Here is an 18,114-nt window from a genome sequence, read left to right as displayed (position 1 = left end):
GGGTCCAGCCTAGCGCTGCAGCCTGCTCACGTCATTGGTGGTGGCCCCCGCAGATGTCACCTGTGCAGCACGGATGCGCGGTCAAACCGATAATCGGGGCCTGTCTACACCGTCAACGGCGCATGCCGGCGACCCGCACCCCATGTCCGCTTTGCCCACCCGCGTGCTGGCCGTCATTCCGCCGATGACGCAGCTCAACACTCCCTACCCCTCCACGGCCTATCTGACCGGCTTTCTGCGCTCACGCGGCATCACCGCCATGCAGGAAGACCTGGCGCTGGCCCTGGTGCTGCAGCTGCTCTCGCCCGATGGCCTGCGCGCAGTGACCGAGCGCATCCGGATCCTGCCTGCCAAGCAGCACACGCCTGCCGTCAGCTCCTTTGTGGAGCAGCAGGAGCGCTATCTGGCCACGATTGCGCCTACGATTGCGTTTTTGCAGGGGCGAGACTCCACGCTGGCCCACCGTATCGTGGGGCGCCACTTTCTGCCCGAAGGACCACGCTTTTCCACGCTGGACGTATATGAGGACGAGGAAGGCGGCGATCCACTGGGCTGGGCTTTCGGGGCCCTGGGACTGCACGACAAGGCCAAGCATTTGGCCACGCTGTACCTGAACGATCTGGCCGATGTGCTGCGCGATGCCGTGGACGAGCGCTTCGAGTTCGTGCGCTATGCCGAGTCGCTGGCCGGCAGCCAGCCCACTTTCGATCCGCTGGCCAATGCCCTTGCGGCAGAGCCCAATCTGGTGGACGAGGTGCTGGAGCGCCTGACACGGGAGGCCGTGGAGCGTCACCAGCCCACGGTGGTGCTGCTGTCCGTGCCCTTTCCGGGCTCGGCCTATGCGGCGTTTCGCATTGCCCAGACCATCAAGCGGCGCTTTCCGCAGATTGCCACCGTGCTGGGCGGCGGCTTTGTCAACACCGAGCTGCGCGAGCTGGCAGAGCCGCGCGTGTTCGACTACTTCGACTTCGTGACGCTGGATGCGGGCGAACGCCCGCTGCTGGCGCTGCTCGAGCATCTGCGCGGCGAGCGCGGCAGATCGCGTCTGGTGCGCACCTTTGTGCGCGGTGACGACGGCAAGGTGCAGTACGTGAACATGATGGAGTCCGACATCGCGTTTGCCGAGGTCGGAACGCCCACCTGGGACGGCCTGCCACTGGACAGATACCTGTCGCTGCTGGACATGCTCAACCCCATGCATCGTCTGTGGAGCGACGGGCGCTGGAACAAGCTCACCGTGGCCCACGGCTGCTACTGGAAGAAGTGCAGCTTCTGCGACGTGAGCCTGGACTATATCGGTCGCTACGAGGGCGCCAGCGCCGCCGTGCTGGCCGACCGCATTGAAGCCATCGTCGCCGAGACCGGCCAGACCGGTTTTCACTTTGTCGATGAAGCCGCACCGCCCAAGGCTCTCAAGGCGCTGTCGCAGGAGCTGATTGCGCGCAACGCCGGCATCTCCTGGTGGGGCAATGTGCGCTTCGAGAAGACCTTCACGCCAGAGCTGGCCGAGCTGATGGCCGACAGCGGTTGCATCGCCATCTCGGGCGGACTGGAAGTGGCATCCGACCGGCTGCTGGCGCTGATGAAAAAAGGCGTGACCGTGGATCAGGTGGCACGCGTGACCAAGGCGTTCTCGGAGGCAGGCATTCTGGTCCATGCCTATCTGATGTACGGCTTTCCGACGCAGACCGTGCAGGACACGGTGGACGCGCTCGAGTATGTGCGCCAGCTGTTTCTCAACGGTTGTATTCAAAGCGGCTTCTTTCACCGTTTCAGCTGTACCGTGCACTCGCCCGTGGGTCTCAACCCCGAGGAATACGGTATCGAGCTGCCGCCGCTGCCCGAGGGCAACTTTGCCAAGAACGACCGCCCCTTCATCGATCCCACGGGCGTCGATCACGACGCATTGGGCGCGGCGCTCAAGAAGGCCATCTACAACTTCATGCACGGCATCGGGCTGGAGGAGGATGTGCGCATGTGGTTCCCGTTCAAGGTGCCCAAGCCCACGGTCAAGCGCGACCGCATTGCACGTGCGCTGCAGCAGAAGCAGTGAATTTGATAGCTGCTAGCGCTTTCTGATAAACAACTTTAGATCTGTTTATTGATTAATTCCTTGAAGGCATTGCGCTGCAAGCTATGTATTTGATAGTTTGTCCTGGTGCAGCCGTTTTCCCGCGTGTTCGAGAGACCACAGTCCCTGGTTTACCAGTGCTTGCACGGCCCCAGCGGGCAAGCACTGCTTGCCATAATCTGCTCCGTTTTTTATATCTCCAAGGAGCGATGGGATGGGAATGTTTCAATGGACGGAGCGATCGTCCGATGTCTTGCAGGGCGGTGGCGTCATCGGCCCCGATGAGCGACTGCCCTGGACGCAGACCGGTTTGATGGGTATCCAGCACGTGATCGCCATGTTCGGCTCCACGGTGCTGGCTCCCATCCTCATGGGGTTCGACCCCAATCTGGCGGTGTTGATGAGCGGCATCGGCACGCTGATCTTCTTTCTCATCACCGGCGGCAAGGTGCCCAGCTATCTGGGCTCTTCCTTTGCCTTCATCGGCGTGGTCAACATCGCCACCGGCTATGTGGCCAGCCAGGGACCTGCCAACGCCAATATCGGCGTGGCGCTGGGCGGCATCATTGCCTGCGGCTTTGTCTACATGCTGGTCGGCCTGCTGGTGCAGATGGTGGGCACGGCCTGGATCGAACGCTTCATGCCGCCCGTGGTGACGGGCGCTGTGGTAGCCATCATCGGCCTGAACCTGGCCTCGATTCCCATCAAGAACATGGCGTCCAACAACTTCGAGTCCTGGATGCAGGCGCTGACCTTTGTGTCGGTTGCGCTGGTGGCCGTGTTCACGCGCGGCATGCTGCAGCGCCTGCTGATTCTGATCGGCCTGATCATTGCCAGCGTGCTCTACGCCGTCTTCACCAACGGCCTGGGCTGGGGCAAGCCTGTGGATCTGAGCGGCGTGCTCAATGCTGCCTGGTTCGGCATTCCCAGCTTCCATGCACCAGTGTTCACCAGCAATGCCATGCTGCTGATCGTGCCCGTGGTCATCATTCTGGTGGCCGAGAACCTGGGCCATATCAAGGCCGTGACCGCCATGACGGGCAAGAACCTGGACCAGTACATGGGCCGGGCCTTCATCGGTGACGGCGTGGCCACCATGGTCTCCGGCGCAGCCGGCGGCACGGGCGTGACCACCTATGCCGAAAACATCGGCGTGATGGCGGCGACCCGCATCTACTCCACGGCCGTGTTCTTCGTGGCGGCCCTGCTGGCCGTGCTGCTGGGCTTCTCGCCCAAGTTCGGAGCGCTGATCCAGGCCATTCCCCTGCCCGTCATGGGCGGTGTCTCCATCGTGGTGTTCGGCCTGATCGCCATTGCCGGCGCCAAGATCTGGGTGGATAACAAGGTGGACTTTTCCGACACCAAGAATCTGATCGTGGCTGCCATCACCCTGATTCTGGGCACCGGAGAATTCACGCTGAGGTTCGGCGAATTCGCGCTGGGCGGCATCGGCTGCGCCACCTTCGGCGCCATCATCCTGTACGCACTGCTGGCCATGGGCGAGCGCAAATCTGAAACCAAGGTACAGGCCAAGTGAGTGCCAACATGTAATCGGGGGAACATTCCCCTGACAGCAGCGCGGGGCCTTTGCCGAGAGTTCCGGTATTAATGTTCCGCGCTGGTAACATTTCTCGCTGGAGATATGCCGCCCTACCCGGGCGGTTTTTTTTAGTTGGAGCATGCAATGTCCATCGCAGATCGCGTACGTTACCCAGAATTCCTCTCGCGCGTCATGACGGCCGAAGAGGCAGCCGCCCTGATTCCCCACGGTGTCAATGTCGGCATGAGCGGCTTCACCGGAGCCGGCTACCCCAAGGCATTGCCCCAGGCCATTGCGGCCCGCGCCAAGGCCGAGCATGCCCAGGGCAAGCCCTACAAGATCAATGTCTGGACCGGCGCGTCCACCGCCGCCGAGTGCGATGGCGTGATGGCCGAAGCCCATGCCCTGGGTCAGCGCCTGCCCTTCAACACCGATCCCATTGCGCGCAAGGCCGTGAACTCGGGTGAGATCGATTTCATCGACATGCATCTGTCCCACGTGGCGCAGCACGCCTGGTTCGGCTTTCTGGGCCACATGAACGTCGCCGTGATCGAGGTGCTGGGCGTGACCGCCGACGGCCTGCTGATCCCTTCGACGGCCGTGGGCAACAACAAGACCTGGCTGGAGATTGCCGACAAGGTGATTCTGGAGGTCAACACCAAGCCGCCGGCCCGGATGGAGGGCATGCACGACATCTACTACGGCACGGCCATTCCGCCGCGCCGCATGCCCATCAACATGACGCATGCCGACGATCGTATCGGCGACGCCTATCTGAAGGTGGACCCTGCCAAGGTCGTCGCCGTGGTCGAGACCCACAAGGGCGACCGCGACAATGTGTTTGCCACACCGGACGAGAATTCCCAAAAAATAGCTGGCTACATCATCGACTTCCTGGCCCACGAGATGAAGATGGGCCGCCTGCCCAAGGAAATGCTGCCCATCCAGTCTGGCGTGGGCAATGTGGCCAATGCCGTGCTGGCCGGATTGCTGACCGGCCCGTTCGAGAACCTGCTGGGCTTTACCGAAGTGCTGCAGGACGGCATGCTGGATCTGCTGCGCGCCGGCAAGATGAGTAAGGCCTCGGCCACCTCCATCTCGTTGTCTGCGGCAGCCTACAAGGATTTCGAGGACAACATCGACTTCTATCGCGAGCGCATCATCCTGCGCCCACAGGAAATCTCCAACCATCCCGAACTGGTGCGCCGCCTTGGCATCATCGCCATGAACTCGATGATCGAAGCCGACATCTACGGCAACATCAACTCCACCCATGTCATGGGAACGGGCATGATGAACGGCATCGGTGGCTCGGGCGACTTTGCACGCAACGGCTATCTGTCCTTCTTCGTCACGCCTTCGGTGGCCAAGGACGGCAAGATCAGCTGCATCGTGCCCATGTGCTCGCATGTGGACCACACCGAGCATGACACCCAGATCATCGTCACCGAGCAGGGTCTGGCCGATCTGCGCGGCCTGTCGCCCAAGCAGCGTGCACAAGTCATCATCGACCAATGCGTCCATCCTGACTACCGTGCCCAGTTGCAGGATTATTTCGACCGCTCGCGCCAGCAGGGTGCACAGCACACGCCTCATATCCTGACCGAGGCGCTGTCCTGGCATCAGCGCTTCATGGACAAGGGCGATATGCGAGCCTGAATAGGGCTCCCCTTGAGCCGCTGCGCCTGGGCGGCTCCGCGGCTTCCCCCAAGGGGGACGACCCCCTCGCTGCGGGCCGGCGGGGCCGCCTAGGCCCTTGCTGGGTGTCTCTGGCTTGGGGCGGGAGTGGATTGGGGGCTGCTGCCTAGTCCGCTTGGTGCTGGCGTCTGCTGCTCCAAGTCCTTAGCATCGAAGGACGCTCTGCAAGGAGCGTCCTTTTTTCATGCACCACAAGGACTGGTATGGCGATCTGGACCCGAGAGCTCGATCTGAAAGCGCTGAACGCAGGCAGCGCAAACACTGCAATTTCCCATCTGGGCATTGAGTTCACCGAATACGGCGAGGACTATGTGCGCGCCCGCATCCATGTGGATGAACGCACCTGCCAGCCCTACGGCATTCTGCACGGCGGTGTCAGCGTGGTGCTGGCCGAGACGCTGGGTTCGATGGCCGCTGCCTGCAGCATTCCCGAAGGCTACCGCTGTGTGGGCCTCGGCGTGACCGCCAACCATGTGCGCGCAGGTCGCAAGGGCAGCTGGATCACCGCCACGGCGCGGCCCACGCACCTGGGGCGCACCACGCATGTCTGGGCGGTGGAGTTGCGCGATGAGGAAGGCAAGCTGACCTGCAACTGCAGCCTGACGATGGCGATCCTGCCGCCTGAGGCAGCGAAGAATGTACGCTTGGATGCGGCTTCGCTGGGTGGGGTGCAGTAATTAGAGGCCGGGTTTCGTCCCGGCCTCTGTCCATAAATCAGGCATACGGTTGCACGCCAAACATCAAACAGAGCAGGTTTCAAACGCTTATCTATCAGGCGTGAACAGCTATCAAAACAAGACGACAGTCAAACCCCCAGCAACGCCGACAACTTCTCCGGCTGCTGTTGCAGATCCGCGGACTGAGCCTGCAAGGCCAGCCGGCCTTTTTCCATCACCACGGCCTTGTCGGTATGGGCCAGCACCTTCTTGTAGTCGCGGTCCACGATCAGCGTGGAGATGCCAGTCTCGCGGATCTGGGCAATCACGCGCCAGATTTCGGCCACCACCAGCGGAGCCAGCCCTTCGGTGGCCTCGTCGAGAATCATGAGGCTCGGGTTGGTCATCAGCGCGCGGCCGATGGAGACCATCTGCTGCTCGCCGCCCGAGAGCTGATCGCCGCCGTTGGACAGCCGCTCCTTGAGGCGTGGAAAGGTTTCCAGCACACGCTCGTAGGTCCAGCCCCGGCTGCCGTCCAGGCCGGATCTGGCGCTCATCAGGAGGTTTTCCTTGACGGAGAGATTGGGGAATACGCCGCGCCCTTCTGGGACATAGCCAATGCCAAGACGCGCCATTTTCTCGGGGGCGGAATTCGTGACTTCCTTGCCATCGGCAAACACCCGGCCAGAACGCGCCGGCACATAGCCCATCAGCGTACGGATCAGCGTGGTCTTGCCCATGCCGTTGCGGCCCAGCAGGCCCACGGCCTGGCCCTGAGGCAGATCCAGCGAGATGCCGTGCAGGATATGGCTGTCGCCGTAAAAGCTGTGCACCTCCTGCAGGCTGAACATGGCATGGTTCGAAGCCCCGGAAAGTGGGCGCGTGCCTGTGCCGTCCCCCTCCCGCGCAGCGAGAGAGGGGGAAGCGGCAGAGCCGCTCAGGGGGTGCCTTGTTTCAAGCATGCTCTTCCTCTCCCAGATAGGCGGTGCGCACGACCGGGTCGCTGCGAATCTGATCGGGCGTGCCCGTGGCCACCACGCTGCCGTTGACCATGACGGTGATGCGATCGGCAATGCGGAAGACAGCATCCATATCGTGCTCCACCAGCAGGACGGCATGCGCGGACTTGAGCTCCTGCAGCAGCTCCAGCATGCGTTCCGTCTCTTCGGCGCCCATGCCTGCCAGAGGTTCGTCCAGCAGCAGCACGCGCGGCGCTGTGGCAAGGCACATGGCGACTTCCAGCTGACGCTTGGCACCATGGCTCAGGCTGCCGGCGATGCGCCCGGCATGCTGGGCAAGACCGGCGCGCTGCAGCGCAGATTGCGCCCGCTGCATGCTGGCCGCGCAATGCTGGGCCGACTCCCAGATGCGCCAGGGCCTGGGCAGCACCTGGGCCTGGGCCGTGAGCCGGCAGTTCTCCAGCACCGTGAACTCGGGGAAGATGGTGGTGCGCTGGTAGCTGCGGCCGATGCCGGCCTTGGCGCGCAGTGGCTGCGGCATCTGCGTGACGTCCTGGCCTTCAAGTGCAATGCTGCCGCTGCTGGCCGCTATCTCGCCCGAGAGCATGTTAATCAGCGTGGACTTGCCTGCGCCGTTGGTGCCGATGACGGCATGGACCTCGCCCTGATGCAGATCCAGGTCCACATTGTTCACGGCCACCAGCCCGCCAAAGCGCCGCGTCAGGCCGCGCACGGACATCTTTGGAGCATTGCCTGCATCAGCCATGATCCGCTCCTTGCTCGACAGCTTCTGGCGACTTGCCGGTCTGCGCTGCTGCCTTCTTCTGCCATTTATCGTTGATGCCGACCAGGCCCTTGGGCAGCAGCGCGACCAGCGCGATGATGGCAAGGCCCAGCGTTAGCTGCCAGTGGTCCGCGGCATTGCCCACGATGGCATGGGTGCTCAGCAGCTCCTTGAGCAGCACAAAGGTGATGGTGCCCAGCACCGCACCGCGCAGCGAACCCACGCCGCCCAGAATCAGCATCAGCAGGACCTCGCCGGAGTGGTGCCAGGCCAGCAGTTCGGGGTTGACCACGGCATCGCGTGCGGCCAGCAGAAAGCCCGCCAGCCCCGCCAGCGCACCGGCGATCACAAAGCCGGCGAGCTTGTAGCCGTAGGTGGCAAAGCCGGCAGCGCGCATGCGCTGCTCGTTGACGCGAATACCGGCCAGTGCATGGCCGAAGCGCGAATGGCGCAGCATGGCGATGAAGGCATAGACCAGCACCAGTGAGGCCAGCACCACGAAGTACTGCGTGCTGCTGCTTTCCATGTCCAGTGTTCCGATGGCCGGGCGCTGCATCAGGTAGATGCCGTCGCTGCCGCCAAAGTAGCCCACGTCGTGCACGACAAAGAAAGCCAGTTGCGCGAATGCCAGCGTGACCATGATGAAGTACACGCCCTTGGTGCGCAGACTCAGGGCACCCACCACCAGCGCATACAGGCCCGAGACGCCGACGGCGGCGCCGAGCATGACGAGAAAGTTGCTGCCGCCCTGGCCGGCAGCCTTCACCGCCGCATAGGCACCCAGGCCGAAGTAGGCGGCATGGCCCAGGCTGACCAGCCCTGCGCCGCCCACCAGAATGTGAAGACTAAGTGCAAAGATGGACAGGATCATGATCTTGACCACCAGATCGGACAGATAGGCCGACCAGAAGGGTTGAGCGGCCGCCAGCAGCACTGCGGCGGCCAGCGGCAGCACCACCCCTACCCAGACGCTTTGGGCGCGAATCGGGCGGCTCTGGTTGGTGACTGCCGGAGCTTCTGCATAGGCCTGATTGGATTGCGGTAGCGGCGTATAGGAGGTGTCGCTCATATCAATGATCCTTGGCACTGCTTGCAGAACTGGCGCGAACCAAGCAGGGGACACAGGGCAAGGGCCATCCCGCAGCGAAGGTGTTGTCCCGCCCGCGTAGCGAGAGCAGGGGAAGGCGCGAAGCGACTCAGGGTGAACTTCATCATCTCTTTCCCATCAGGCCTTCTGGGCGCCATACGAGGATCACGGCCATCAGCAGATAGATGCTCATGCCGCTGAGTTCCTGGAAGAACACCTTGCCGAAGGTATCCACAAAGCCCACCAGCAGCGAGGCAATCAGCGCTCCGGTAATCGATCCAATGCCGCCGATGACCACCACCACAAAGCAGATGATGAGCACGCTGGAGCCCATGTTCGGATAGACCGAACTCATGGGCGCCGCGATCATGCCGGCCAGGGCCGCCAGGGCCACGCCCACCGCGAACACGATGCGGTACAGGCGCTTGATGTTGATGCCCAGGCCACGCACCATGTCGCGGTTGCTGGCACCGGCGCGAATCATCATGCCCAGGCGCGTGCGGTTGACGGTGTAGTACATCAGCAGCGCCACCAGCAGGCAGGCGGCGGCGGCAAACACGTTGTACCAGGGGTACTGCATCATGCCCATGAGAGGAAAGCTGCCGGCCAGCCAGGCCGGCTTTTCCACGCCATGCACATCGTTGCCGACAAGGATGGCGCGCAGGCCTTCAAACACCAGGATCAGGCCATAGGTCATTAGCACCTGCTGCAGGTGATCGCGTTCGTAGAGAAAGCTGAAGAATGCCCATTCGAGAAAATAGCCCAGCACCACCGCCAGCACTACGCCGACCAGCAGCATGGTGATGAAATGCTGGCCCAGATAAGGTGCCAGCGAGAACGCCACATAGGCTCCGATCATGTAGAAGCTGCCATGGGCGAGGTTGATCACTCCCATGATGCCGAAGATCAGCGTCAGGCCGGAGGCCAGCAGAAACAGCAGCAGTCCGTACTGAATCGAGTTCAGACACTGCACCAGAAAAGTGGCGAGATCCACGGCAATCCTTGTTGAAGCGGGAGGGCTGAAGCAGCGGCAGCTACCGCCCCGCGAATCACGGATTCGCGTTGGAGACGAGGCGCTCTGCCTGGGCCGGCACCAAAGGTGCGGCATGCGCATAGCAGCGACGTATCCAGGGCGGTATGGCTCGCTTCTGTTACATGCGGCAGCCGCGGGCCGGGTCCGCTAGCGCCTTCACCGCCACGCTGATCTTTTTGTTTTCCTTGCCATCGACCTTGCGCAGATAGATGTCCTGCACGGGGTTGTGGGCCTTGCTCAAGGTGAAGTCGCCGCGCGGGCTGGCAATCGTGGCTTTTTCGATGGCGGTGCGGAAGACATCTTTCTTGCCGATGTCGCCGCCGGCCGCCTTCAGGCCCACGGCCAACATCTGCGCCGCGTCATAGCCTTGCACGGCATAGACATCTGGCTGCAGCTTGTAGTTCTTGGCGTAGTTGGTGCGGAAGGCCTGGTCGCGCGCCGTGCCCAGTTCGTCGGCATAGTGCAGCGTGGTCAGCATGCCCTGGGCAGCCTCGCCCTGGGCGTCCAGCGTGCCGTCGGTCAGAAAGCCCGGTCCGTAGAGCGGAATGGTCTTGGACAGGCCAGAGGCGTGATAGTCCTTGACGAATTTCACGGCACCTGCACCCGCAAAGAAGGAGAACACCGCATCGGGCTTGGCTGCTGCAATCTCGGTCAGCAGAGCCTGGAATTCGACGTTGGGAAACGGGAGGGTCAATTGCTTGCTGACCTTGCCGCCGCTTTTCTCGAAGCCTTCCTTGAAGCCGTTGACGGCTTCTTCACCGGCTGCGTACTTCCAGGTCAGGGTCATGGCATTTTTCTTGCCCTCCTTGGCTGCCACCACGCCCATGGGGTAAGCCGTCTGCCAGTTGGAGAAGGAGCTGCGGAAGATATTGGGAGCACACATGGGGCCGGTGACTGCATCGGCTCCCGCATTGGGAACGATGAGCACGGTGCCGCTTTCCTTGGCGGCCTTGGCCATGGCCATGGCCACGCCGGAGTGCACGGTGCCGATGATCACGTCGACCTTGTCGCGCTTGATGAGACGATTGACGTTGTCCGTGGCCTTCGCGGGGTCGGATTCGTCGTCGACCTTGAAGTATTCGATCTCGCGTCCGCCCAGCTTGCCGCCCTGTTCGGCGACCTGCATGCGAAAGCCGTTCTCGATCGCCACGCCCAGCGCTGCATAAGTGCCGCTGAAAGGCAGCATGAAGCCGACCTTGATCTTCTCCTGCGCCATGGCGCTGCTGCCGCTTGCGGCGGCAGCCAGTGCGATTGCGCTCCATATTGCCCATTGCTTGCTCATGCTTGTCTCCTGCTGGTTGATGGATGAATGCCGGCTTGTTCTCAGATCAAGGGATATGACTGGCTGTGGTGCTGGGGTTCGCACTGATGCACGAGCGCACTCTAACAACTTTAGGTTTAAAGCAATACCAGCGATTGCCCTAGTTGGATGACGCTGTTGCTAACGCTTTTTGCGTGCTTGCAGCAGGCCGTCAGCGTGGCTTCGTGTCCAGTTCCCGCAAGCGAAAGCGCTGGATCTTTCCGGTTGCAGTCTTGGGCAGTTCGTCCACGAATTCAATGAAGCGCGGGTATTTGTAGGCCGCCAGCCGGTTCTTCACAAAGGCCTTGAGTTCGTCCTCGCTGGCGCTCTGCCCGGGCTTGCACACCACATAGGATTTGGTCTTGGTCAGGCCCTGCTCGTCGGGCACGCCAATCACGGCCGCTTCCAGCACGGCAGGGTGCTGCTGCAGCGTGGATTCGACTTCGAATGGCGAGACATAGATGCCGCTGACCTTGAGCATGTCATCGCTGCGGCCTGCATAGGTGTAGTAGCCCTCGGCGTCGCGCACATATTTGTCGCCGCTCTTGAGCCAGGCGCCCTGGAAGGTGTCGCGCGTCTTGTCGCGGTTGGCCCAGTACATCAGGGCCGCACTCGGGCCCTTGATGTAGAGGTCGCCTATCTCGCCATCGGCCACGGGCTGTCCATCCTCGCCGCGCAGTTCCACCGCATAGCCGGGCACAGGCTTTCCGGTGCTGCCGTAGCGTATGTCGTCCGGGCGGTTGGAGAGGAAGATATGCAGCATTTCGGTGGAGCCGATGCCGTCCACGATATCGGCGCCGAAGTGGTTCTTGAAGCGCTGGGCAATCTCGGCCGGCAGGGCTTCGCCGGCCGACGAACACATGCGCAGGCTGACCTGTTCGCGCGGCGGCAAGGCGGGGTGAGCCAGCATGCCCGCAAAGCCCGTAGGCGCGCCGAAAAACACCGTGGGCCGGTGCTCGGTCCAGCGCCTGAAAGTGGCTTCCGGAGTGGGGCGCTCGGCCATCAACACCACGCTGGCACCCACGCTCAGAGGGAAGGTCAGGGCATTGCCAAGGCCGTAGGCGAAGTAGAGCTTGGCGGCGGAAAAGCAGACATCGTCTTCGTTCAGACCCAGCACCGGTTTTCCATACAGCTCGGCCGTCCAGTAGGGGTTGGCGTGGGTATGCACGGCCCCCTTGGGCTTGCCGGTAGAGCCTGAAGAATAGAGCCAGAAGCCGGGGTCGTCGCCCATGGTCCTGGCGGCATGGGCCAGCGGTGTTTGCTGCTGCAGCCAAGGCTGCAGTGCCTCGAAGGCCGGCGGCAGGCCTGGCAATGCTTCCTCGGGTCTGGCGACCCAGATATGGTTGACCTCATGTTGCGCCTGCTCCAGGGCCTGCTGCACCACGGGAACCAGCGCGCCATTGGTCAGAATCGCCTGCGCACGGCAATGCTCGAGCATATAGGCGTAGTCGGCTGCGGTAAGCAAGGTATTCACCGCCACCGGCACCACACCTGCGTACATTGCTCCGAGAAAGGAGATCACCCACTCGCGCATATCGTGCATGACCAGCAGCACGCGCTCTTCGCGATGGATGCCGGCCGCGAGCAGGCCATGGGCCAGGCGACGGGCCTGCTCCTGCAGCTGTGCATAGCTGAGCGTGCCCTGGTCATCGGTGTAGGCGTTCTTGTCACCGCGCCCCTGGTTGAGATCAAACAGATGCTGGGCAAAGTTGAAGGCTTGGCTGAAATCGGTCATGGCTCATGCTCCCGTCGTTTCGGCCAGTGCCTGCAGAACCTGCGGTGCAGCTTGTATGGCGCATTTGTGATGATAGAAATCCAGTGCCCGCAGGCCGCCGAGTTCGGCGCCGCCGCCGGCGCGGCCCGGACCTCCATGCTGGGACTGGGGCATGACATTGCCATGGCCCGTATGCAGCTTGGCGACAGCGGGCGTGACCACGTGCACGCGGCCGTGGCTGGCGGCGAGCTCGGTGGCGGCAGCGGCCAGGGTCTGGTCGTCTTCACCGTAGATCGAGCAGACCAGGGAGCCCTGGCCGCGATGCGCAAGTGCCAGGCCATGGGCCAGGTCACGGTAGGGCAGGAGCGTGGCCACCGGGCCAAAGACTTCCATGTCATGCACGAGTGCACTGCCATCGGGGTCTTGGGTGCCCAGCAGCACAGGTTGGACGCAGGCCGCAATCGCCGGGTCGGCATCGATCAGCGCATTGCGCCGTCCGTCATGCAGGGCCGTGGTGTGTTCCAGCAAGCGGCCCAGGCCTTGTTGCACGCTGTCGTACTGCTCGCGGCTGACGAGAGATCCCATGCGCACGGCGTCGTTGCGCGGGTTGCCCACGGAGATCTTCGCCAGCTGCGCACTGATGGCCTGGGCCAGGTTGTCATACAGGACCTGCGGCACCAGCACGCGGCGTATGGCCGTGCATTTCTGGCCGGACTTGACCGTCATTTCGCGCACCACTTCACGCGCCAGCAAGGCGGCGGCTGCGCTGTCCGGGCCATGGCCGGGCAGCAGCATCGCACAGTTCACGCTGTCGGCCTCGATATTGCTGCGCACCGAATGTCGGGTGATGGCAGCGTGAGAGCGGATGGTCGCTGCCGTGTCCGCAGACCCCGTGAAGGAGACCACATCCATGGGCTGCAGCTGATCCAGCAAGCCGGCGGCACTGCCGCAGACGATGGATAGCGCGCCCGGCGGCAATATGCCGGCATCGATCACATCCTTGACCATGCGCTGGGTCAGCCAGGCGGTGGCCGTGGCCGGTTTGACGATGACGGGCACGCCCGAGAGCAGGGCCGGTGCCGCCTTTTCCCACAGCCCCCAGGCAGGAAAGTTGAAGGCGTTGATTAACAACGCCACGCCGCGCGTCGGAACCTGGATATGGCGGGACAGAAAGGCTCCGTCCTTGGCCAGCGCGACGGCTTCGCCGTCGCTCAGATGTCTGGCGTCGCCCAGTGCTGCGCCCCATCTGGCGTATTGATTCAGGGTGTAGATACCGCCGTCCACATCGACGGCGGTATCGTTTCTGACGGTGCCGCTGTTGGCGGTGGAGATCTCGTAGTACGCGTCACGCCGGCTTTGCAGCAAGGCGGCAATATCGGCCAGGAGGCTGGCGCGCCGGGCGTAGCTCAGGGCGCGCAAGGCATTGCCTCCGGTGTCGCGGGCAAAGGCAAAGGCGGCAGCCAGATCAAGCCCGGTGGCGTCGACACGCACCAGCTCGGCCCCCAGTACCGGATCTCGTAACAAACTGCCCGGGCCGCTGCCGGTTTGCCAGCGGCCTGCCACATGGTTGGCCAGTAACTCAGTCATGGGGGTCTCCTGAAGTGCTGTTCTGATCAGCATCAAATCTTTGGTGCAACATGCAATATTGTGCGTGCAATCAAAAGATAAATACGAGACAATGCAGTGTCAAGCAATATATTGCATGATTCGCGTTAACCCCGACTGTTTATCATTCACGGTCTCTGAGGAGCTTTATGGATCAGTTAGACATGGCATCCGCGTCGGTTGCGGAAGGGGATGAGGCGGGCAAAAGCCCGTTGCTGCAGGCCTTGGGCGAGAGGGTGCGCAATCTGCGTGCGCGCCGCGGTCTCACACGCCGCGGGCTGGCTTCTGCGGCCGTGGTGTCCGAGCGCCATCTGGCTAATCTCGAATACGGCACGGGCAATGTCTCCATCCTCGTGCTGCAGCAGATCGCACAGGCACTTCAGTGCAGCATGGCCGAGCTGCTGGGCGATGTGACGACGGCCAGCGCCGAATGGCTGCTTCTGCGCGAGTTGCTCGAGGACCGCAGCGAGGCCGATTTGCAGCGCGTGCGGCTGGCGGCTGGAGAGATTCTGGGGACGGCGCCCAGTGGAGACCCGCACCGGGCTTCTCGCATTGCCCTGATAGGACTGCGCGGCGCGGGCAAGTCCACGCTGGGCCGCATGTTGGCAGAGCAACTGAATGTGCCGTTTCTGGAACTGAATCAGGAGATCGAACGGGTGGCCGGCTGCAGCGTGCGCGAGATCTACGACCTCTATGGCGCGGGTGCCTATCGCCGTTACGAGCGTCGTGCACTCGAAGAGGCCGTGCAGATCTACAGCGATGTGGTGATTGCCACGCCGGGCGGCATTGTCTCGGACCCCGCGACCTTCAATGAGCTGCTCAGCCACTGCACCACGGTCTGGTTGCAGGCTCAGCCCGACGAGCATATGGGCCGTGTTGTGGCCCAGGGCGACACGCGGCCCATGGCGGCCAACCCCGAGGCCATGGACGATTTGCGCCGGATTCTGGACGGCCGATCGGCCTTTTATTCCAAGGCCGACCATGTGCTGGACACCAGCGGCAAAAGCCTGGCGCAAAGCTTCAGGCAGCTGAAGACACTGGTCGCTGCCTGAGCGGATTCAGGCGGGCAGGGCGCGCTGAAGTATGGCCGCGATATCGAGCCCCACAGGGTCGAACGCTCCGACCACCATGGCCCCGCCTTGTGCGCCCAGGCGGGTCTGGATGAAGCCCTGGGCCATGGCCGCAGGCGCGTGCCTGTGTAGCAGGCAGGCTTGGGCCAGCAGACACAAGTCCTGTACCAGTCGGCGCGCTTGCGACTCCAGTGCATCGGGTGCGGCAGACAAGCGCCTGGCCAGCGATTGCGCCATCGCCGTCAGCAGGGGGTGGTCGGCAGCCATATCGCTGAGATCCTGCAGCAGCAGGCGCGCAGCTTCAGGCTCGCGGCCCATGGCGCGCAGAACGTCGAGGCACATCACATTGCCCGAGCCCTCCCAGATGGAATTGACCGGCGCTTCACGGAACAGGCGCGAGACGATGCTGTCCTGCACATAGCCGTTGCCGCCAAAGACCTCCATGGCTTCGCCCGTGATCTCCACCGAGCGCTTGCAGACCCAGAACTTGGCGGCCGGAGTCATGATGCGTTTCCAGGCACGAGCCAGCAGGTCACCGTCGGCCTCCGACTCATAGGCCTGCGCCAGGTGCATGGCGAGCTGCATGGAGGCTTCGCTTTCGAGGGCCAGATCCGCGAGTACGGAGGTCATCAGCGGCTGATCCGAAAGATGCTTTCCAAAGGCCGAGCGCTGACGTGCATAGGCAATCGACTGCACGGTGGCGCTGCGCACAATGGCCGCGCTGCCCAGCACACAGTTCAGGCGCGTATAGCTGGCCATTTCGATGATGGTGGGAATGCCGCGCCCTTCCTCGCCCATGAGAATGCCCCAGGCGTCCTGCAGTTCCACTTCCGCGCTGGAGTTGCTGCGGTTGCCGACCTTGTCCTTGAGGCGTTGCACACGCACCGGGTTCTTGCTGCCATCGGGGCGCCAGCGCGGCACGAAAAAGCACGCATGGCCGCCGAGTTCACCGCTTGCCGTGGCCATGCGCGCCACCACCAGATGGGCGTCGCACATGGGGGCCGAGAAAAACCATTTGTGGCCGCGCAGCAGATACTCGCCGCCGCGGCCGCCCTCATGCACCGGGCGGGCCACCGTGGTGTTGGCGCGCACATCCGAGCCGCCCTGTTTCTCCGTCATGCCCATGCCTATCCAGATGGATTTTTTCTGGGCCAGCGGGAGATCGCGTGCGTCGTACTCGTGGCTGAACAACTGGGCCTGCAACTGGCTCCAGAGCCGGGGCTCTTTTTGCAGCACGGGGATGGCTGCCGTGGTCATGGTGGCCGGGCATAGCGTGCCTTGCTCCACCTGGCCGTGCAGGTAGAAGCCCGCGGCCCAGGCGCTCCAGCGACCGCGACCCTGGCTCTCGAAGGGCAGAGAGATCAGGCCCTGCTCGCGATACAGCTCCATGAGACGATGCCAGCTGGGGTGGAATTCCACGGCATCGAGCACACGCCCGCGGGCGTCGAAGCGCTGCAGCTCTGGGGTATGGCGGTTGGCGAGCTCGGCATGCTCCCAGTTTTGCTTCTCGCCAAGCTGCTGGGCAAAGCGGCTCAGGGCCGGCAAAAAGCCTTGGGCCTGCTGGCGCTGTAGCACTTCTTGCAAGGCCGTGTCGGCCTGCAGCAGGTTGATGTCTGTCAGCTCATCGAACTGGTTGAAGACTTCATGGGTGTCCAGGGCCTGCATGTGCGATCACTCCTGTGCTGTGCGCTTGTCACAGCCCAATATAGAGTGCCGCATTGTTGGCGCAAAGCGGGTTTTCAGCCGCCTTGTCGCCGGTGTTCAGCGCCTGCGCGCCTGCTCGTACAAGCCCATGACGCGCGGCACATTGCCCTCCAGCTGACGTATGCGATCAGGGCCTGTCGGGTGCGTAGAGAGAAAGCCTATGCCACCTTCGCCCGTGGCCTGGCCCATCTTGCGCCACAGGCTCACGGCGGCCTGCGGGTTGTAGCCGGCGCGGGCGGCCAGCTCCAGTCCGACCAGGTCTGCATCGCTTTCGTCGTTGCGGCTGAACTTGAGGCTGAGCAGTTGGCCGCCCAGGCGTGCCGCAGCATTGCCGATATCGCCCAGACCCAGCAGTTGCGCGCCCAGCGATATGCCTATGCTGGTGGCCTGGTTCTTGGCCAGCTGCTCGCGCGAATGCTCGCGCAGGGCATGGGCCATCTCGTGACCCATGATCATGGCGATCTCGTCGTCCGTGAGCTTGAGCTGGTCGATGATGCCGGTGTAGAAGGCGATCTTGCCGCCGGGCATGCAGAACGCGTTGATCTGCTTGCTGCCTATGAGGTTGACCTCCCAGCGCCATTGGCTGGCGCGCGGATTCCACTGCGCGGCATAAGGGATGAGGCGCTGGGCAATGGCGCGCAGGCGTTGCAGCTGCGGGTTGCCGGCATCTGCCAGCGCCCCCTGGGCCTTGGCTTTTTGCAGCAGCTCCTGGTATTGCTGGGTCGCCGAGTTCTCCAGCGTCTCGGCAGGCACCAGCTGACGCATGACGGATGCCTTGCCGACCTCCACCTGCGCCTGTGCGGGCATCAGCGGCGCGCAGGCCAGTGCAAGCAGCAGGCAACTGCGGGTGGCGGGCAGGCGCAGGTATGAGATGAGGGCGTGCATGAGCGCCA

Annotated in this window: 14 protein-coding genes; 5 read left to right on the top strand and 9 right to left on the bottom strand. The window is 63.1% G+C overall.

The features are described 5' to 3' along the window. Positions 1-142 precede the first annotated feature (142 nt). The 4 genes from F3J24_RS14105 (at position 143) to F3J24_RS14090 (ending at position 5,986) form a co-directional block, all read left to right on the top strand. Positions 143-2,053, top strand: coding sequence for a radical SAM protein (locus F3J24_RS14105; protein ID WP_167007419.1), 1,911 nt, complete (start codon positions 143-145; stop codon positions 2,051-2,053). Between the two features lie 232 nt (positions 2,054-2,285). Then, positions 2,286-3,608 (top strand): solute carrier family 23 protein, encoded by a 1,323-nt coding sequence (locus F3J24_RS14100; RefSeq protein ID WP_043003226.1) that lies wholly within the window; start codon positions 2,286-2,288, stop codon positions 3,606-3,608. 147 nt (positions 3,609-3,755) lie between these two features. Then, positions 3,756-5,270 (top strand): acetyl-CoA hydrolase/transferase family protein, encoded by a 1,515-nt coding sequence (locus F3J24_RS14095; RefSeq protein WP_043003225.1) that lies wholly within the window; start codon positions 3,756-3,758, stop codon positions 5,268-5,270. A 242-nt stretch (positions 5,271-5,512) separates the two neighbouring features. Beyond that, the gene (locus F3J24_RS14090) at positions 5,513-5,986 is read left to right on the top strand and encodes a PaaI family thioesterase (RefSeq protein ID WP_167007416.1); all 474 of its coding nucleotides are present in this window, start codon (positions 5,513-5,515) and stop codon (positions 5,984-5,986) included. A gap of 128 nt (positions 5,987-6,114) precedes the next feature. Here F3J24_RS14090 and F3J24_RS14085 read toward each other — a convergent pair whose 3' ends face one another. From F3J24_RS14085 to F3J24_RS14055, 7 genes are all read right to left on the bottom strand, one after another. Next, entirely contained in the window at positions 6,115-6,816 is a 702-nt protein-coding gene (locus F3J24_RS14085) for an ABC transporter ATP-binding protein (RefSeq protein ID WP_167007413.1), read from the bottom strand. A 103-nt stretch (positions 6,817-6,919) separates the two neighbouring features. Continuing rightward, the gene (locus F3J24_RS14080) at positions 6,920-7,690 is read right to left on the bottom strand and encodes an ABC transporter ATP-binding protein (protein WP_167007410.1); all 771 of its coding nucleotides are present in this window, start codon (positions 7,688-7,690) and stop codon (positions 6,920-6,922) included. Next, positions 7,683-8,777, bottom strand: a complete 1,095-nt coding sequence (locus F3J24_RS14075) for a branched-chain amino acid ABC transporter permease (RefSeq protein WP_167007407.1) — start codon at positions 8,775-8,777, stop codon at positions 7,683-7,685. The genes F3J24_RS14080 and F3J24_RS14075 overlap by 8 nt, the downstream gene beginning before the upstream one ends. Positions 8,778-8,919: 142 nt before the next feature. Then, complete coding sequence (locus F3J24_RS14070; protein WP_043370423.1) at positions 8,920-9,789, bottom strand: branched-chain amino acid ABC transporter permease; 870 nt, start codon at positions 9,787-9,789, stop codon at positions 8,920-8,922. Positions 9,790-9,946: 157 nt separating this feature from the next. Continuing rightward, the gene (locus F3J24_RS14065; protein WP_003071960.1) at positions 9,947-11,110 is read right to left on the bottom strand and encodes an ABC transporter substrate-binding protein; all 1,164 of its coding nucleotides are present in this window, start codon (positions 11,108-11,110) and stop codon (positions 9,947-9,949) included. A gap of 190 nt (positions 11,111-11,300) precedes the next feature. Beyond that, positions 11,301-12,863: a benzoate-CoA ligase family protein gene (locus tag F3J24_RS14060; protein WP_167007405.1), complete on the bottom strand. Its 1,563-nt coding sequence runs from the start codon at positions 12,861-12,863 to the stop codon at positions 11,301-11,303. Positions 12,864-12,866: 3 nt separating this feature from the next. Beyond that, positions 12,867-14,429 (bottom strand): 3,4-dehydroadipyl-CoA semialdehyde dehydrogenase, encoded by a 1,563-nt coding sequence (locus F3J24_RS14055; protein WP_167007402.1) that lies wholly within the window; start codon positions 14,427-14,429, stop codon positions 12,867-12,869. Between the two features lie 167 nt (positions 14,430-14,596). Between F3J24_RS14055 and F3J24_RS14050 the strand changes: the two genes are divergently transcribed. Continuing rightward, a complete protein-coding gene (locus tag F3J24_RS14050; protein ID WP_167007399.1) occupies positions 14,597-15,499 on the top strand; it encodes a helix-turn-helix transcriptional regulator in 903 nt (300 codons plus the stop codon). 6 nt (positions 15,500-15,505) lie between these two features. Here the strand turns inward: F3J24_RS14050 and F3J24_RS14045 are convergent, their stop codons facing one another. Both F3J24_RS14045 and F3J24_RS14040 read right to left on the bottom strand, forming a co-directional pair. Beyond that, on the bottom strand, positions 15,506-17,182 hold the full coding sequence (locus F3J24_RS14045; protein WP_167007396.1) for an acyl-CoA dehydrogenase family protein: 1,677 nt from the start codon (positions 17,180-17,182) through the stop codon (positions 15,506-15,508). A gap of 96 nt (positions 17,183-17,278) precedes the next feature. Continuing rightward, on the bottom strand, positions 17,279-18,106 hold the full coding sequence (locus F3J24_RS14040) for a M48 family metallopeptidase (protein WP_167007393.1): 828 nt from the start codon (positions 18,104-18,106) through the stop codon (positions 17,279-17,281). Positions 18,107-18,114: the final 8 nt, after the last annotated feature.

Source organism: Comamonas sp. Tr-654 (genome assembly GCF_011752915.1).
In the GTDB taxonomy this organism is placed as follows: Bacteria; Pseudomonadota; Gammaproteobacteria; order Burkholderiales; family Burkholderiaceae_C; genus Comamonas.
The sequence above is the reverse complement of the archived record's forward strand: the minus strand, read 5'-3'. Positions and strand labels throughout refer to the sequence as shown.

Bases quoted from the DNA above. Each gene is read 5' to 3' on its own strand.
- F3J24_RS14080 (WP_167007410.1), bottom strand. From the start codon at position 7,690: ATGGCTGATGCAGGCAATGCTCCAAAGATGTCCGTGCGCGGCCTGACG.
- F3J24_RS14050 (WP_167007399.1), top strand. From the start codon at position 14,597: ATGGATCAGTTAGACATGGCATCCGCGTCGGTTGCGGAAGGGGATGAG.
- F3J24_RS14065 (WP_003071960.1), bottom strand. From the start codon at position 11,110: ATGAGCAAGCAATGGGCAATATGGAGCGCAATCGCACTGGCTGCCGCC.
- F3J24_RS14085 (WP_167007413.1), bottom strand. From the start codon at position 6,816: ATGTTCAGCCTGCAGGAGGTGCACAGCTTTTACGGCGACAGCCATATC.
- F3J24_RS14040 (WP_167007393.1), bottom strand. From the start codon at position 18,106: ATGCACGCCCTCATCTCATACCTGCGCCTGCCCGCCACCCGCAGTTGC.
- F3J24_RS14060 (WP_167007405.1), bottom strand. From the start codon at position 12,863: ATGACCGATTTCAGCCAAGCCTTCAACTTTGCCCAGCATCTGTTTGAT.
- F3J24_RS14055 (WP_167007402.1), bottom strand. From the start codon at position 14,429: ATGACTGAGTTACTGGCCAACCATGTGGCAGGCCGCTGGCAAACCGGC.
- F3J24_RS14090 (WP_167007416.1), top strand. From the start codon at position 5,513: ATGGCGATCTGGACCCGAGAGCTCGATCTGAAAGCGCTGAACGCAGGC.
- F3J24_RS14045 (WP_167007396.1), bottom strand. From the start codon at position 17,182: ATGCAGGCCCTGGACACCCATGAAGTCTTCAACCAGTTCGATGAGCTG.
- F3J24_RS14100 (WP_043003226.1), top strand. From the start codon at position 2,286: ATGGGAATGTTTCAATGGACGGAGCGATCGTCCGATGTCTTGCAGGGC.
- F3J24_RS14105 (WP_167007419.1), top strand. From the start codon at position 143: ATGTCCGCTTTGCCCACCCGCGTGCTGGCCGTCATTCCGCCGATGACG.
- F3J24_RS14095 (WP_043003225.1), top strand. From the start codon at position 3,756: ATGTCCATCGCAGATCGCGTACGTTACCCAGAATTCCTCTCGCGCGTC.
- F3J24_RS14075 (WP_167007407.1), bottom strand. From the start codon at position 8,777: ATGAGCGACACCTCCTATACGCCGCTACCGCAATCCAATCAGGCCTAT.